Source organism: Pseudomonas sp. MRSN 12121 (assembly GCF_000931465.1).
In the GTDB taxonomy this organism is placed as follows: Bacteria; Pseudomonadota; Gammaproteobacteria; order Pseudomonadales; family Pseudomonadaceae; genus Aquipseudomonas.
In genome coordinates this window covers 6,041,467-6,055,890 of record NZ_CP010892.1, presented here as the reverse complement: position 1 = coordinate 6,055,890, position 14,424 = coordinate 6,041,467, and the positions used below count along the sequence as shown (strand labels likewise).

Here is a 14,424-nt window from a genome sequence, read left to right as displayed (position 1 = left end):
CCCCGATGTGTTGCCCGCCCGCCATGACCAAACGTGAAGCCCCTATCTACAAGGTGATTTTCCTCAACCAGGGACAGGTGTTCGAAATGTACGCCAAGCAGATCTACCAGAGCGATCTGTGGGGTTTCCTGGAGGTGGAAGAGTTCGTCTTTGGCGAGCGCACGCAGGTGGTGGTCGATCCGAGCGAAGAGAAGCTCAAGGCTCAGTTCGAGGGCGTGGTGCGCAGCTTCGTGCCGATGCACTCGATCGTGCGCATCGATGAGGTCGAGCGTTTGGGAACACCGAAGATCAGCGAGGCTCGGGGCGTGAGCAATGTCATGCCGTTTCCGATGCCGATGCCTGACAAGTAAGGTGTAGCAGCAGCGCTCTGCGCGTTGTCGCGAGTGTGCTCAGGGCAGTGGCGAGAAAGGCGAGCGGCCGTCGGCGCTCTGCAATTCCATCAGGTACTTGCGGAAAATCTGCCCCAGTACCTGGGTGGCGACTTCCAGTTCGTCGCGCTGCATGTGCTCGGCCACTTCGTCGGCGGTGTCCAGCGCGTCTTCGGCGCCGTTGACCGCGGCCATCTTCAGCACGATATACGCCTGGACGTTGTTGGCCGGTACGCCTTCGCCATGGAAGAACATGGTGCCGAGCTTGAATTGCGCCTGGGCGTGGCCCTGTAGCGAGGCTTTTTCAAAGTAGCTCAGGGCCTGGTTGAGATCGCGCGGGGTATTTTTACCGTCGTAGTAGAACTCGCCCAGCTCGTATTGCGCTTGCGCATCCCCTTCGTCAGACGCCTTCTGGCAGGCCGCCAGGGCCTCGGACAGATCCTGTGGCTGAGTATCGAGGGTGCAGCGACCCATCGCTGGGATCAACAACGAGTTGCCGCCTGCTTGTGCATGCGCGAGCAGGGGCTGAAGGAGCAACAGGCAGCCCAGTGCAAGGGCGCGGCCGGTGCGGTTCATGGGAATCGACTTACCTCTGAAGGGCGCGCGGACCCAACGAGGGATCCAATAAGCGCGCATTATGAAATAAGCAGGGCCAACCTTACAAAGTCTTTACTCGTTTTTCTGCTGCGCGGGCGCTATTTCCGCCGCTTTCGGGGAAGTTTCGCGAGGCGAGGAGGGCATGTAGCGTAAAACCGGCGTCAGTGCGGCGCCGGTTTTTGCCGGGGAGATTATTTCAGGGCGGCGAAAGCGCGTTCGGCTGCGTCCAGGGTCAGTTTCAACTCGGTGTCGCCATGGGCGATCGAGGTGAAGCCGGCCTCGAATGCGCTTGGCGCCAGGTAGACGCCGCCTTCGAGCATCAGGTGGAAGAAGCGCTTGAACAGGTTGGCATCGCTGTCCATCACATCGTCGAAGGTCACGATGTCGTCGGCGCCACTGAAATACAGGCCGAACATGCCGCCAGCCTGCGTGGTCACGAACGGAATGCCGGCGGCATCAGCGCGCTGTTGCAGGCCGTCGAGCAGGCGGCTGGTGTAGTCGCTCAGCTCGGCGTGGAAGCCCGGACGGCTGATCAGGCGCAGGGTGGTCAGGCCGGCGGCCATGGCCAGCGGGTTGCCCGACAGGGTGCCGGCCTGGTAGACCGGGCCCAGCGGCGCGATGTGTTGCATGATCTGGCGCTTGCCGCCGAAGCAGCCCACCGGCATGCCGCCGCCGATGATCTTGCCGAAGGTCGAGAGGTCCGGGGTCACGCCGTAGTGCGCCTGGGCGCCGCCGAGGGCGACGCGAAAACCGGTCATCACTTCGTCGAAAATCAGCACCACGCCGTGCTTGTCGCACAGGCTGCGCAGGCCTTCGAGAAAGCCCGGGGCCGGTGGCACGCAGTTCATGTTGCCGGCCACCGGCTCGACGATGATGCACGCTACTTCCTGGCCCACTTCGGCGAGCATCTGCTCGACCGCGTCGATGTCGTTGAACGGCAGGGTCAGGGTGTGTTTGGCGAAGGCCGCCGGTACGCCGGCCGAGCTTGGCACGCCCTGGGTCAGGGCGCCGGAGCCGGCCTTGACCAGCAGGCTGTCGGAGTGGCCGTGGTAGCAGCCTTCGAACTTGATGATGCTGTCGCGGCCGGTGTAGCCACGGGCCAGGCGGATCGCGCTCATGGTCGCCTCGGTGCCGGAGCTGACCATGCGCACCATCTCCATGGACGGCACGATGGAGCAGACCAGGTCGGCCATTTCGGTTTCCATGGCGGTGGGTGCGCCATAGGACAGGCCATGCTCCAGCTGCTTGCGCACGGCGTCGAGCACCTCCGGATGGCTATGGCCGAGGATCATCGGGCCCCAGGAGCCGACGTAGTCCACATAGCGCTTGTCGTCTTCGTCGGTGACGTAGGCGCCTTCGGCATGCTTGAAGAACAGCGGCGTGCCACCCACGCTCTTGAATGCGCGCACGGGCGAGTTCACGCCACCGGGGATGTGTTTCTGGGCATTGGCAAACAGGGTTTCTGAACGAGACATGGTTGGGCTCTCGGAAAAATCAGCAGTTAGAAGAGGGCATTGAAGGCACGAGCGCGGCGGGTCACTTCCTGGGCGCTATCGGCGCCGAACAGGCCATGGATCACGGCCAGCAGGTCGGCGCCGTGGGCCACCAGTGGCGCGGCGTTTTCCAGGGTGATGCCGCCGATCGCGCAGATCGGCAGGCTCAGCCGGGTCCGGGCCTGGTCCAGGAGTTCCAGGCTGGCCGTCGGTGCGCCGGGCTTGGTGTTGGAATTGAAGAAGCGACCAAAGGCGACATAACTGGCGCCTTCGCTGGCGGCCTGCTCGGCCAGCTCCAGCCGGGCATGGCAGGTCGAGCCGATGATCGCCTGGCGACCGAGCAGGGCGCGGGCCGGGGTCAGTGGGCCGTCGGTCTGGCCCAGGTGCACGCCGACGCCGATGCGTGCGGCCAGTTCGGCGTCGTCGTTGATGATCAGCTGGGTCTTGTAGCGTTGACACAAGCGCTGCAGGGCCTCGGCCTCACGCAGGCGGCGCGCCTCGTCGTCGCTCTTGTCGCGGTACTGCAGGAGGGTGACGCCGCCGTCGAGTGCTGCTTCCACGTACTGCAGGAACTTGCCGGCCAACAGTTGGCTGTCGGTAATGGCATACAGGCCACGTAATTTCATCGAGCGAGCCTCATGGCTTACGAGCAGAAGTCCAGCGGCAGGCGACGCGGTACGAACTGGCCTTGGCCCAGTTGTTCGGCGTCGCGCAGGGTGCGCCAGGTGTAATCGAGGGCCGACTTCACGGCGCTGGCCAGGTTTTCGCCCTGGGCCAGGCGGCCGGCCAGGGCGCTGGCCAGGGTGCAACCGGAACCGTGATAGCTGCCCGGCAGACGCTGGCTGGTGTAGGTGTGGCGGCTGCCGTCGCGACTGTACAGGCGATTATGCACTTCATGTTCATCGCCATGGCCACCGGTGATCAGCAGGTGCTTGACGAATGGCAGGAGTTTTTCCGCGCACTGGTCCGCGCTGCCTTCGGGCAGTTCGGCAAGGATCCGTGCCTCCGGAAGGTTGGGGGTGGCGATGGTGGCCAGGGGCAGCAGGCGTTCGCGCATGGCATAACCGACCTCGTCCTTGCCCAGGCGTCCGCCGCCGCCGGCGCGCAGGACCGGGTCGCAGACCATCGGCAGGTGCGGGTGCGCCTGCAGCAGCTCGACCACGGTGTCGACCATTTCCAACGAGCCGAGCATGCCCAGCTTGACCGCGGCGACCGTGGAATCGTTGAGCACGGCGTTGGCCTGGGCCAGCACCCACTCGCGATCCAGCACACGGAAGTCGCTGACGTTGACCGTATCCTGCACGGTCAGCGCGGTCACGGCGGGAGCCGCATGGCAGCCCTGGGCGAGCAGGGCTTCGATATCTGCCTGCAGGCCGGCGCCGCCACTGGGGTCGTGGCCGGAGAGACAGAGGACAACGGGGCGAGAGCTGTAGATATTCATGGTGCGCGAGCTTACCACCAAACGTCTTTTTTGCACGGCTCCTCGCGTGCCAACCCTGGCCGGATTTTTCGCCTTGGCGACAAGTTGACCGAGGCAACAGCTCTAGATCAATGGATAGCGCTGAAACGCCCGTTCTAGAGCCTTTAAACTAAAACTTTCCGTGGTGTTCATTGGCCATCAACGGCTATGCTAGAGTGGATCCAAACCAATAACAGGTTATGCCGGTCTTACGTCTACTCAAAGGGAAATGGGGGGCTTCCTGACACAACCGGACAGGCCATGCTGGGGCTTTATGCGCTATTTGCTGATGTTGCTGTTGAGCTTGCCGATGCTGGCTGGCGCGGTCGAGTTCGATGAGTTCACTCAGAGCCTGCCCCTGGGCCGGGTGATGCAAGTTTTCGAAGACGTGGGCGGCCAGGCAACCGTCGCCGATGTCAGCGCGCCGGCCATGGCGGGCAGTTTCAAGACCCATGACCAGGCCACGCTCAACGCCGGTTACTCCCGTTCGGCGTTCTGGCTGAAAATCGACCTCCGCTACCGTCCCGCCAACCCCGCTGTACGCCACACCTGGCTGCTGGAACTGGCCTATCCGCCGCTCGACCATCTGGACCTGTACGTGCCCGACGAAGCCGGCGGCTATCGCCTGGCCCGGCGCACCGGGGACGCCTTGCCGTTCGATAGCCGGCAGATCCGCCAGAACAATTACCTGTTCGACCTGAGTTTCGCGCCCTACGAGCAGAAGACCCTGTTCCTGCGCCTGCAGAGCCAGGGCTCGGTCCAGGCGCCGGTGACGCTCTGGTCCAGCACGGCCTACCTCGAAGCGCAGCCGGTACGCCTGTATGTGCTGGGGCTGATCTATGGCGTGCTCCTGGGGATGCTGGTCTACAACCTGTTCATCTATTTGAGCGTGCGCGACACCAGCTACCTCTATTACATCTTCTATATCGCCTCGTTCGGGTTGTACCAGCTGTCGGTGAACGGTGCCGCGGTGGAGTATTTCTGGCCGAACAATCCCTGGTGGGCCAACGCGGCGACGCCGTTTTTCATTGGCGCGGCGGCCCTGTTCGGTAGTCAGTTCGCCCGCAGTTTCCTGCAGACCGCCCGCCACAGCCGCTGGGTCGATCGCCTGTTGCTGGTGCTGATCCTGTGCAGCGCGGTGGTGGTGGCCCTGTCGCTGATGACCAGCTACGCCCTGGCGTTGCGCCTGGCCACGGCCCTGGCGCTGGTCTTCACCGTGGTGATCTTCGCCTCCGGAATCGTCGCCTGGTGCCGCGGCATGCGGGTGGCGCGTTACTTCATCATCGCCTGGTCGGCGTTCCTGCTGGGCGGGATCATCAATACCCTGATGGTGCTGGGCTACCTGCCCAACATGTTCCTGACCATGTATTCCAGCCAGATCGGTTCGGCCATCGAGGTGGCCCTGTTGTCGCTGGCCCTGGCCGACCGGATCAACTCGATGCGCGAACAGCAGGCCCAGACCCTGTTCGATGCAGGGCAGAAGCTCGAAGTGCTCAACCAGCAACTGGCCCACAGCAACCGGCTCAAGGACGAATTCCTCGCCACCCTGACCCACGAACTGCGCACGCCGATGAACGGTGTGATCGGCTCGCTGGAGCTGATGCAGACCGTCGAGCTCGATCCGGAACTGGAGCAATACCAGCAGACCGCCGCCAGTTCGGCGCGGGACATGATGCGCATGGTCAACGGCATCCTGACCCTGACCGAGCTGCAGGCCGGCAAGCTTAGTGCCCAGCGCGAGCCCTTCAGCCTGCGCTCGACGCTGGCGGCCCTGCAGGGGCAGTTCGCCGCCAACGCCTCGGCCAAGGGGCTGGGGTTCGATATCGACCTGGCCGCCGGATTGCCCGATCGGCTGGTGGGCGATCGCGGCAAGCTGAGCCAGTGCCTGGAATGCCTGCTGGACAACGCCATCAAGTTCACCCGGGTGGGTGGCCTGGTCCTGCGTGTGACCGGCCAGCCGGTGCTCGCGGGGCGGGTGTCGATGACCTTCGCGGTGATCGACACCGGCATCGGCTTCGTCAATCTCGACGAGGCCTCGCTGTATCAGCGCTTCTTCCAGCTCGACGGCTCGATGACCCGCGAATACGGTGGCCTGGGCGTGGGGTTGGCGATCTGTCGGCAATTGGTGGACCTGTTGGGTGGCCAGCTGACCCATGAATCGGAGCCGGGACGTGGCAGCTGTTTCCGCCTGGAAGTCAGCTTCGGCCTGGACGGCGAGCAGCCACTGGCGGTCCAGCCGACGGCGCGCGCTCGCCCGGCCCGGCGCATGCCGCAGGATTGCAGCGTGCTGCTGGTAGACGACAACAGCATCAATCAGCTGGTGATCCGCGGCATGCTGCTCAAGCTGGGTTACCAGGTACGCACCGCCGAGAATGCTCGCTCGGCCCTGGCGTCGTTGCGTCGGGAGTCGGTGGATGCGGTACTGATCGATTGCCAGATCGAGCAGGCCGACGCGCTCAAGCTGTGCGACCAGGTGCATGGCATGCCGGGTTGCGCCGGGGTGCCGGTGCTGCTGGTTTCGGCCTCGGCGCAGGGCGTGGACGCCGAGCGGTGCCTGCTCGACTACCTTTCCAGGCCGGTGAAATTCGAGGAGCTGCAGGGCGTTCTGGCGCGTCGCGTGCTCCGCTGGGAGCAGGGCGAAAGCGCCGATATTTAGGCGGGTATGCCACTTTGTTCACCGGGGAGGGGGTGCTTAACTGAGGTTCTGGCACACCCCTGAAGGAGCCCCGAAATGAACCTGCACCAGTTCGCCGAGACGCACGAAGTCACCAACCAGCCCCCTTCCCTGGACGGTACCAACCTCTATCGAATCGATCTGCCGTTGCAGGAATGGGCGCGGCGCTTCGGCGCCGACTGGGCCGAATCGCGGATCGATGCCTATGGCGCGCTGGCCGGCGGGCCGTTGATGGAGGCGGGGTTCCTGGCCAACCAGAACAAGCCGGTGTTCTCCAGTCATGACCGTTATGGGCATCGTGTCGACCTGGTGGAGTTTCACCCGGCGTATCACCAGTTGATGCGTGCCGCCATCGAGCACGGCCTGACCTCGCTGCCCTGGACCGCGCCTGGGTCGGGCGCCCATGTCGCGCGTGCCGCCATGAGCTATCTGCACAGCCAGGCCGAAGCCGGCAGCGGCTGTCCGCTGACCATGACCTTCGCCTGTGTGCCGGCGCTGAAGCTGCAGCCGGATCTCGCCGAGCAATGGCTGCCGAAAGTGCTGGCCATCGAATATGACCCACGCAATGTCGGCATGGCCCACAAGGCGGGAGTCACCATCGGCATGGCGATGACCGAGAAGCAGGGCGGTACCGATGTGCGGGCCAATACCACCCGGGCTTACCCGGTGGGAGCCACGGGTCCGGGGCAGGCTTATGAGCTGGTGGGACACAAATGGTTCTGTTCGGCGCCGATGTGCGATGCCTTCCTGACCCTGGCCCAGACCGAAAAGGGCCTGACCTGTTTCCTCCTGCCGCGTCACCGCCCGGACGACAGTCGCAACCAGTTCTATATCCAGCGTCTGAAAAACAAGCTCGGCAACTGCTCCAACGCCTCCAGCGAAGTGGAGTTCCGGGGGGCGCTGGCGTGGATGATCGGCGAAGAGGGGCGTGGCGTACCGACCATCATCGAGATGGTGGCCATGACCCGCTTCGATTGCATGGTCGGTTCCAGTTCCCTGATGCGCCAGGCCCTGACTCAGGCCGCCCATCACTGCGCGCATCGGAGCGTGGGCGGGCGGGTGCTCAGCGAGCAGCCGTTGATGCAGAACGTACTGGCCGACCTGGCGCTGGAAAGCGAGGCGGCGCTGGCCTTGAGCATGCGCATGGGGCGCGCGCTGGACCACCTGGATGACGCGCAGGAAGCCAGGTTCTCGCGGCTGGTGACGGCGGTGGGCAAATACTGGATCTGCAAGCGGGCCCCGGGAATGATCAACGAGGCGGCCGAATGCATGGGCGGCGCCGGGTATGTCGAGGAGAGCATCCTGCCGCGGCTGTATCGCGAGGCTCCCGTCAACTCGACCTGGGAAGGTTCCGGCAACGTGCAGTGCCTGGATGTGCTGCGCGCCTTGTCCAAGGAACCCGGGGTACTCGATGCGCTGTTCGCCGAGTTGGGCGACGGTCATGGCGACAAGCGCCTGGCGACGCACATTGCCCGGTTGAAAGACGCCTTCCGGGACACCGACGAGATTCAATACCGCGCCCGCCAACTGACCGAGGACATCGCCCTGGGCCTGCAGGCCAAACTGTTGCTGGAGGCCGGCAACGCGGTGGTCAGCGATGCCTTTATCGCCAGCCGCCTGGGTTCGGCAGGAAGGGTCTATGGCACGCTGCCGCGAGGCCTGGATGTCGCGGCGATCGTCGCGCGTTCGACGCCGTCAGGCTTCTGATCGCAAGGACGGCGCTTGCTCGTGCTCGACATTCCGGCCCATCGATTGCCGTGGTCCGGAAGGTCTTTCGCGAGCAGGCTGGCGCGGGCTGATATTCCGTTGTTTCCGTGGGCCGGTGTTGCAGGCAAGATGAACGCCTGCAAGATCAGAACACAGGATGCTTACCGTGACCGAAGCTTTTATTGTCGTTCAAACCGCCGAGCAAGCCGTGGACCGGCTTGCCGCTTTGCATGAGCGGGCCACCACAGCGCTGAGCCAGGCCCTCAAGCGTTACCTCAAGGATCGTATCGAGCCGGACGCCGAGCAGCGCGCCCTGTTCCGCTACCCGGAATTGCGCCTGACCTATCACTGCCAGGGCGAGGTCCCGCAGACCACCCGCGCTTACGCCAAGGTCCAGTTGCCGGGCACCTACAGCGTCACCGTCACGCAGCCTGCGGCGTTCCGCAAATACTTGCTCGAGCAACTGGTGCCGCTGATGCACGACTTCACCGTGACCGTGGAAGTGGGCGTCAGCGAACAGAACATCCCGTATCCCTATGTGGTCGAGCAGGGCGATGAGCTGGCGGGCTCCGGCGTCACCGCCGCGGTGCTGGCGCGGGTATTCCCCAGCACCGACCTGTCCGCCGCCACCGACGGCATCGCCGACGGGCTGTACGACTGGGAAAACACCGATCCACTGCCTTTGGCGCTGTTCGATGCGGCGCGTGTGGACTTCTCCCTGCGTCGCCTGGTGCACTACACCGGCAGCGACTGGCGCCATGTACAGCCCTGGATCCTGCTGACCAACTATCACCGCTATGTCGACCAGTTCATCACCCATGGCCTGGAACAACTGCGCAGCGACCCGCGTTTTGTGCGCATGGTCCTGCCGGGCAACGTGATCATCGAGAAGGGCATGGACCACGGCGAAGCCTCGGCGATCGCCGCGGGCGTGGTGTGGCACCGCTACCAGATGCCGGCTTATCACCTGCAGGCCAGCGACGGCCACGGCGTGACCCTGGTGAACATCGGTGTTGGCCCGTCCAACGCGAAGAACATCACCGACCACCTGGCGGTGTTGCGTCCGCATTGCTGGCTGATGATCGGCCACTGTGGCGGCCTGCGGCAGTCGCAGACCATCGGCGACTACGTGCTGGCTCACGCCTACATGCGCCGCGACGGCATCCTCGATCGCGTGGTGCCGCCGAACATTCCGATCCCGGCCCTGGCCGAAGTGCAGCTGGCGCTGCAAGAGGCCGCCGCCAATGTCACCGGCGAGAAGGGCGACGACCTGAAAAAACGCCTGCGTACCGGCACCGTGCTGACCTACGACGACCGCAACTGGGAGCTGCGCTGGGCCCAGGAGCGCCCGCTGATCAACCTGTCCCGCGCCGTGGCGGTGGACATGGAAAGCGGCACCATCGCCGCCCAGGGTTACCGCCTGCGGGTGCCGTACGGGACCCTGCTCTGTGTTTCGGACAAGCCGCTGCACAGCGAAATCAAGCTGCCGGGTTCGGCCAACGCCTTTTACGAGCGGGCGGTCAGCCAGCACCTGAAGATCGGTATCGCCGCGGTGGACCTGTTGCGCACCGAGCTCAATTCGCTGCACTCGCGCAAGCTGCGCAGCTTCGACGAACCACCGTTCCGCTGACGGCGGGATGGCCATTTGACGGTCGGGCCACTAGCATGGTCGGCCCTGACCGTCAGATGTTCCTTTCGCCATGTCTCGTCCTCCGCGTCCCGCTTCCCGCCGCCCTGGCGTGCAGCGTCCTTCGTCTCCTTCCGCGCCGCGCCGCGTGGCGAAAGCGCCACCGGCCGAGCCGAAGCTGATCCTGTTCAACAAGCCCTTCGATGTGTTGACCCAGTTCAGCGACGACGAAGGACGGGCGACCCTCAAGGATTTCATCGCGATTCCCGGCATCTACCCGGCCGGCCGCCTGGACCGCGACAGCGAAGGTTTGCTGCTGCTGACCAACGACGGCCAGTTGCAGGCGCGCATCGCCGATCCGAAGCACAAACTGGCCAAGACTTATTGGGTGCAGGTGGAGGGGGAGCCCACGGCCGAGCAGTTGCAGCGCCTGCGCGATGGCGTGGAATTGAATGACGGCATGACCCTGCCGGCCCAGGCCCGGCAGCTGGAAGAGCCCGAACTGTGGCCGCGCAACCCGCCGGTGCGCTTTCGCAAGAGCGTGCCTACCAGTTGGCTGGAACTGATCATTCGTGAAGGGCGCAACCGCCAGGTGCGGCGCATGACCGCTACGGTGGGGTTACCGACGCTGCGCCTGGTGCGGGTGCGGATCGGCGACTGGACGATCAATGGGCTCGACCAGGGCCAGTGGAAGGAAGTCCCCGCGCGTTTATAAGGCGCCGGACTCGATCAGGCCGATCACCACGCTCTTGATGATGAACGCGGCTACGCCCAGGCCGAGGACGAAGAACAGAATGAACGAGCCGAAACGCCCGGCCTTGGACTTCTTCGCCAGATCCCAGACGATGAAGGCCATGAAAATGATCAGGATGGTCACCAGGCCGGTCATCATCCACTCTTCGAATACTGCAGGATCCATTGAACATCTCCAGCGCGGGCAAGGCTAAAAGGCGGGGGCGAGTATACGCCAAGGGCACGCGGCGCGGCATTGACCCGGGTGCGCTTCGTCGTCACACCGTTGGGGGGCTTCTGTAGGAGCGAAGCTTGCTCGCGATAAATGTTCCTGACTACACATCGGCTGGAGCCGGACGTTTCTATCGCGAGCAAGAACTGGGCGTCCCCCTTGCTCCTGCAGGAGTGGGTCAGTTGCGCAGGTGTGTCAGCGGCAGCTCGGTGCTGTTGAGCACCTGGTTGAGCACGAAGCTGGAACGCACGCTGGTCACGCCTTCGATGCGGGTCAGGTGGCCCAGCAGCAGCTTCTGGTAGTGATCCATGTCCGGCACCACCACCTTGAGCTGGTAGTCGGCGTCCATGCCGGTGACCAGGCTGCATTCCAGCACTTGTGGCAGGTTGCGGATCGCCGCCTCGAAGTTCTCGAAGCGCTCGGGAGTGTGGCGGTCCATGCCGATCAGCACATAGGCGGTCAGGCTCAGGCCGAGCATCTTGCGGTCCAGCAGGGCTACCTGGCGGGAGATGTAGCCATCGTCTTCCAGCTGCTTGACCCGGCGCGAACACGGCGAAGGCGACAGGCCGATACGTTCGGCCAGTTCCTGATTGGAGATGCGGGCGTCGCGCTGCAATTCCGCCAAAATGCTGAGGTCGTACCGGTCAAGTTTGCTCATGGGTCGGGCCTTTATCTTAACTATTGCGCAATATTATCTATCTAGGGTTAAAAATTGCGCAAGTGATGTTTGATTGAGCAATCTTAGCAATCATTTGTCGGCGTGCCAGGCCTATTCTTATCACCAGAATCACTGCCCGGACACAGAGTCCACTGCGGCCCGCCGAATCAGGCCTGCCGCGGCCGCCAATCCCACAGGGTTGAGCCGGCCCCCGGGCTGCACACTGTCCAGAAGACGGCGTGAGGTGAGCCGGCGTCATAAGCGTCGAGCACGGACGAAATTCCAAGGGGGGGCCGACGGGTCCCCCTTTTTTATTGCCTGGGGGAAAGCCGGGAAATATCCCGCTGGGCGCTCAATAAATAAGTCTTGCGCCTGATAACCTGTGGCAGAACCGGCCTGGGCTTTTCCAGTCTTATCTACAGGCACCCCATCCGCAGTGAGGAATAGCATGAAATCGCGCATCTGGCGTTTGGCAGGTGTTGGTTTGCTATGTGTGAGCGTCAGTGCGCAAGTGCTCGCCGAAGACCGCAACGACGGCCGTGGCTGGTCCAATGGCGGCCAGCGCGGCGATGACGGCTATCCAGGCAACGGCCAGGGACGCGGCGAAAGCCATCAGTCGCGCCCGCAGAATGAAATCATTCGCGGCGATAACAGCCAGCAGTTCGAGCGCAACGTCCAGAACGGGCGCTGGCAGAACCACGGGCCGAACGATGAGGGGCGCGGGCGCCCGGAACAACCGTCGGCCAACCTGTCGATCCAGGGGCGTCCCGATACCGTCCGCCAGACCCAGGAGCCGCGCCCGGGCTACTACCAGGACATCCCGCGTCGTAACGACTACAACCCGCACTGGCAGGCCGGCGGCCCCGGTTCGCGCCCCGACGATCATCGCTGGCCGGGCCGTCCCGACGGGCATGGCAATGGCTGGGGCCCTGGCCCGCAATACCGGCCCGGTTATGTGATCGATCGCTTCCCGGACCGGCATTACCGCGTGCCTTATCGCGGCCAGGACTATTTCTTCTCCGGCGGCTACTGGTACCGTCCGCAGGGGCCACGCTACGTGGTGGTGCGCCCGCCCTACGGGATCCGCGTGGCCTACCTGCCGGACTATGCGCGCGAGGTGTGGATCGGCAGCACGCTGTTCTTCCTGGCCGCGGGCGCCTATTACAGTTACGAAGCCGCTACCCAGCAATACGTGGTGGTCGAGCCGCCGCAGGCCAGCCCGCCGCCGCAGGCCGGCAACGACTACAACGTGCTGGCGTACCCGGTCAGGGGGCAAAGCCCGCAGCAGATCAATCAGGATCGTTATGACTGCTATCGCTGGGGCGTGCAGCAGAGTGGCTTCGACCCGGCGACCATGACCTATCCACCGGCGCCGGAAGTCGTCCAGACCTACCGCCAGGCCCAGGGCGGTTGCCTGAGCTCGCGCGGTTACCAGGTGACTTACTGAGCCCGGGCGGCCAGCACCACTTCCTGCGGGTCGGCGTGCACCAGCACCTCGGCCTTGGGATAGGCCGCCTGGATCGCTTCGGCGGCCCGATCGCTGAGGCCGTGGGCCACCGACAGGGTCAGTTCCCCCGGCAGTTCCAGGTGCAGTTGCACGAACCAGTGGCTGCCGGAAATCCGCGTGCGCAAGTCATGGGCACCGAGCACGCCCGGAACGCTGCACGCCAGTTCGAGCATGTGCTGGCTGACCTCGGGCGGCAGTTCCTCATCCATCAACACCGCTACGCTTTCCCGGGCGATCTGGATCGCGCTCCAGAGGATATAGACGGCAATGGCCAGGCCGAACCAGGCGTCCAGTTGCTGCCAGCCGAAACTGGCCAGCAGCAGCGCCACGAGGATGCTGCCGTTGAGCAGCAGGTCGGAGCGGTAGTGCAGTGAGTCGGCGCGCACCGCGGTGGAGCCGGTTTCACGGATCACCCGGTGCTGCACCATCAGCAATGCCACGGTCAGGGCGAGCGATAGCAGCATCACGCCGATCCCGACCCAGGGCGCGCCCAGCGGCTCGGGGTTCTGCAGGCGCTCGACGGCCTGCACCCCGATCAGCACCGCGCTCACGGCGATGAACAGCGCCTGGGCCATGCCCGACAACGACTCGGCCTTGCCGTGGCCGTAGCGGTGGTCGTCGTCGGCCGGGCGCAGGGCGTAATGCACGGCCAGCAGGTTGAGGAACGACGCGGCGCCGTCGAGCAGGGAGTCGGTCAGGCCCGCGAGCAGGCTGACCGAGCCGCTCAGCCACCAGGCGATGGCCTTGGCCACGATCAGGATGCTGGCCACGGCCAGCGAGGCACGTGTTGCCAGGCGCAACAGGCGTGCGTGTTCCGGGCTACTGCTCATACGAGGCGGGTTCCTTCAGGCGCCAGGGTCAGGCGGCGGGTTGCAGGCCATACAGGGCCAGTTGCTGCACGTTGCCCTTGTGCTGGATCAGGCGTGGGTCGTCCAGCGGGAAGCTGCGGCCCAGTTCGCTTTCGAGGATAGCCTGCAACTTGCGGTTATCGACCTGGCCGTCGGCGCCGATGGCCTGCTGCAGCTTCTGGGGGGCGACCTGCGCGGTCTTGCCCGGCTCCAGGTAGATGGCGCCGGTGGCGAAGTCGACGCCAAAGGCGATCAGCCCGGGGATCACATAGAACAGCAGCCCCACGGCGTCGAGCACAGCCACCAGCGGGTCGATCTTGCCTTCGATCTGGCCGCGCCGGTCGGGAAAGAAGATCGAGCCGCAGGCGGTGAGCTGAGTCAGCAGGGTGGCAACCAGGACGCCACCGATGAGGCGGAAAGCAATACGCATGTAAATCTCCTGAGCAGGCACGAAAGAGCAGGGTTGAAGCATTGCCGGTACGAATTCAGACCGTGATTAACCCCAGGCAGTTCGCCGTTATA

At 64.4% G+C, this 14,424-nt stretch carries 14 protein-coding genes; 6 read left to right on the top strand and 8 right to left on the bottom strand.

Annotated features, from left to right (window positions below; all coding sequences use genetic code 11):
- Positions 1-23 precede the first annotated feature (23 nt).
- Entirely contained in the window at positions 24-350 is a 327-nt protein-coding gene (locus TO66_RS27530) for a DUF1820 family protein (protein WP_044465235.1), read from the top strand.
- A gap of 39 nt (positions 351-389) precedes the next feature.
- Here TO66_RS27530 and TO66_RS27525 read toward each other — a convergent pair whose 3' ends face one another.
- The 4 genes from TO66_RS27525 to TO66_RS27510 all read right to left on the bottom strand — a co-directional run bounded on the left by TO66_RS27525 (position 390) and on the right by TO66_RS27510 (position 3,899).
- Positions 390-944 (bottom strand): tetratricopeptide repeat protein, encoded by a 555-nt coding sequence (locus TO66_RS27525; protein WP_044465234.1) that lies wholly within the window; start codon positions 942-944, stop codon positions 390-392.
- A 212-nt stretch (positions 945-1,156) separates the two neighbouring features.
- Positions 1,157-2,440, bottom strand: coding sequence for a glutamate-1-semialdehyde 2,1-aminomutase (gene hemL, locus TO66_RS27520; RefSeq protein ID WP_044465233.1), 1,284 nt, complete (start codon positions 2,438-2,440; stop codon positions 1,157-1,159).
- A 26-nt stretch (positions 2,441-2,466) separates the two neighbouring features.
- Positions 2,467-3,084 carry a thiamine phosphate synthase gene (gene thiE / locus TO66_RS27515; protein WP_044465232.1) on the bottom strand — a complete coding sequence of 206 codons (618 nt, stop codon included), beginning with the start codon at positions 3,082-3,084 and terminating at the stop codon, positions 2,467-2,469.
- A 17-nt stretch (positions 3,085-3,101) separates the two neighbouring features.
- On the bottom strand, positions 3,102-3,899 hold the full coding sequence (locus TO66_RS27510; RefSeq protein ID WP_044466171.1) for a hydroxymethylpyrimidine/phosphomethylpyrimidine kinase: 798 nt from the start codon (positions 3,897-3,899) through the stop codon (positions 3,102-3,104).
- 292 nt (positions 3,900-4,191) lie between these two features.
- Here TO66_RS27510 and TO66_RS27505 point away from each other — a divergent pair, with 292 nt between their 5' ends.
- The 4 genes from TO66_RS27505 to TO66_RS27490 all read left to right on the top strand — a co-directional run bounded on the left by TO66_RS27505 (position 4,192) and on the right by TO66_RS27490 (position 10,640).
- Positions 4,192-6,573, top strand: a complete 2,382-nt coding sequence (locus TO66_RS27505) for a hybrid sensor histidine kinase/response regulator (RefSeq protein WP_044465231.1) — start codon at positions 4,192-4,194, stop codon at positions 6,571-6,573.
- A 75-nt stretch (positions 6,574-6,648) separates the two neighbouring features.
- Positions 6,649-8,298 carry an acyl-CoA dehydrogenase family protein gene (locus TO66_RS27500; RefSeq protein ID WP_044465230.1) on the top strand — a complete coding sequence of 550 codons (1,650 nt, stop codon included), beginning with the start codon at positions 6,649-6,651 and terminating at the stop codon, positions 8,296-8,298.
- A gap of 157 nt (positions 8,299-8,455) precedes the next feature.
- Positions 8,456-9,928: an AMP nucleosidase gene (amn, locus tag TO66_RS27495; RefSeq protein WP_171820027.1), complete on the top strand. Its 1,473-nt coding sequence runs from the start codon at positions 8,456-8,458 to the stop codon at positions 9,926-9,928.
- A 145-nt stretch (positions 9,929-10,073) separates the two neighbouring features.
- Positions 10,074-10,640 (top strand): pseudouridine synthase, encoded by a 567-nt coding sequence (locus tag TO66_RS27490; RefSeq protein ID WP_177330450.1) that lies wholly within the window; start codon positions 10,074-10,076, stop codon positions 10,638-10,640.
- Here TO66_RS27490 and TO66_RS27485 read toward each other — a convergent pair.
- Both TO66_RS27485 and TO66_RS27480 read right to left on the bottom strand, forming a co-directional pair.
- Positions 10,635-10,844, bottom strand: a complete 210-nt coding sequence (locus tag TO66_RS27485) for a DUF2788 domain-containing protein (RefSeq protein WP_007927060.1) — start codon at positions 10,842-10,844, stop codon at positions 10,635-10,637. The two genes, TO66_RS27490 and TO66_RS27485, sit on opposite strands and share 6 nt — an antisense overlap.
- 223 nt (positions 10,845-11,067) lie before the next feature.
- The gene (locus TO66_RS27480; RefSeq protein WP_022641175.1) at positions 11,068-11,547 is read right to left on the bottom strand and encodes an Lrp/AsnC family transcriptional regulator; all 480 of its coding nucleotides are present in this window, start codon (positions 11,545-11,547) and stop codon (positions 11,068-11,070) included.
- A gap of 448 nt (positions 11,548-11,995) precedes the next feature.
- On the opposite strand from TO66_RS27480, the gene TO66_RS27475 reads away from it, so the two are divergent.
- Positions 11,996-12,994 carry a DUF6515 family protein gene (locus TO66_RS27475; protein ID WP_044465227.1) on the top strand — a complete coding sequence of 333 codons (999 nt, stop codon included), beginning with the start codon at positions 11,996-11,998 and terminating at the stop codon, positions 12,992-12,994.
- Here the strand turns inward: TO66_RS27475 and TO66_RS27470 are convergent.
- Both TO66_RS27470 and TO66_RS27465 read right to left on the bottom strand, forming a co-directional pair.
- The gene (locus tag TO66_RS27470; RefSeq protein ID WP_044465226.1) at positions 12,988-13,884 is read right to left on the bottom strand and encodes a cation diffusion facilitator family transporter; all 897 of its coding nucleotides are present in this window, start codon (positions 13,882-13,884) and stop codon (positions 12,988-12,990) included. The genes TO66_RS27475 and TO66_RS27470 overlap by 7 nt on opposite strands.
- Positions 13,885-13,912: 28 nt before the next feature.
- Entirely contained in the window at positions 13,913-14,332 is a 420-nt protein-coding gene (locus TO66_RS27465) for a hypothetical protein (RefSeq protein ID WP_044465225.1), read from the bottom strand.
- Positions 14,333-14,424: the final 92 nt, after the last annotated feature.

What these genes read in the sequence shown, in the direction of transcription:
- amn (WP_171820027.1), top strand. Translation starts at nt 8,456, where the DNA reads ATGCTTACCGTGACCGAAGCTTTTATTGTCGTTCAAACCGCCGAGCAA.
- TO66_RS27480 (WP_022641175.1), bottom strand. Translation starts at nt 11,547, where the DNA reads ATGAGCAAACTTGACCGGTACGACCTCAGCATTTTGGCGGAATTGCAG.
- TO66_RS27505 (WP_044465231.1), top strand. Translation starts at nt 4,192, where the DNA reads ATGCGCTATTTGCTGATGTTGCTGTTGAGCTTGCCGATGCTGGCTGGC.
- TO66_RS27465 (WP_044465225.1), bottom strand. Translation starts at nt 14,332, where the DNA reads ATGCGTATTGCTTTCCGCCTCATCGGTGGCGTCCTGGTTGCCACCCTG.
- TO66_RS27510 (WP_044466171.1), bottom strand. Translation starts at nt 3,899, where the DNA reads ATGAATATCTACAGCTCTCGCCCCGTTGTCCTCTGTCTCTCCGGCCAC.
- TO66_RS27500 (WP_044465230.1), top strand. Translation starts at nt 6,649, where the DNA reads ATGAACCTGCACCAGTTCGCCGAGACGCACGAAGTCACCAACCAGCCC.
- TO66_RS27525 (WP_044465234.1), bottom strand. Translation starts at nt 944, where the DNA reads ATGAACCGCACCGGCCGCGCCCTTGCACTGGGCTGCCTGTTGCTCCTT.
- thiE (WP_044465232.1), bottom strand. Translation starts at nt 3,084, where the DNA reads ATGAAATTACGTGGCCTGTATGCCATTACCGACAGCCAACTGTTGGCC.
- hemL (WP_044465233.1), bottom strand. Translation starts at nt 2,440, where the DNA reads ATGTCTCGTTCAGAAACCCTGTTTGCCAATGCCCAGAAACACATCCCC.
- TO66_RS27530 (WP_044465235.1), top strand. Translation starts at nt 24, where the DNA reads ATGACCAAACGTGAAGCCCCTATCTACAAGGTGATTTTCCTCAACCAG.
- TO66_RS27470 (WP_044465226.1), bottom strand. Translation starts at nt 13,884, where the DNA reads ATGAGCAGTAGCCCGGAACACGCACGCCTGTTGCGCCTGGCAACACGT.
- TO66_RS27475 (WP_044465227.1), top strand. Translation starts at nt 11,996, where the DNA reads ATGAAATCGCGCATCTGGCGTTTGGCAGGTGTTGGTTTGCTATGTGTG.
- TO66_RS27485 (WP_007927060.1), bottom strand. Translation starts at nt 10,844, where the DNA reads ATGGATCCTGCAGTATTCGAAGAGTGGATGATGACCGGCCTGGTGACC.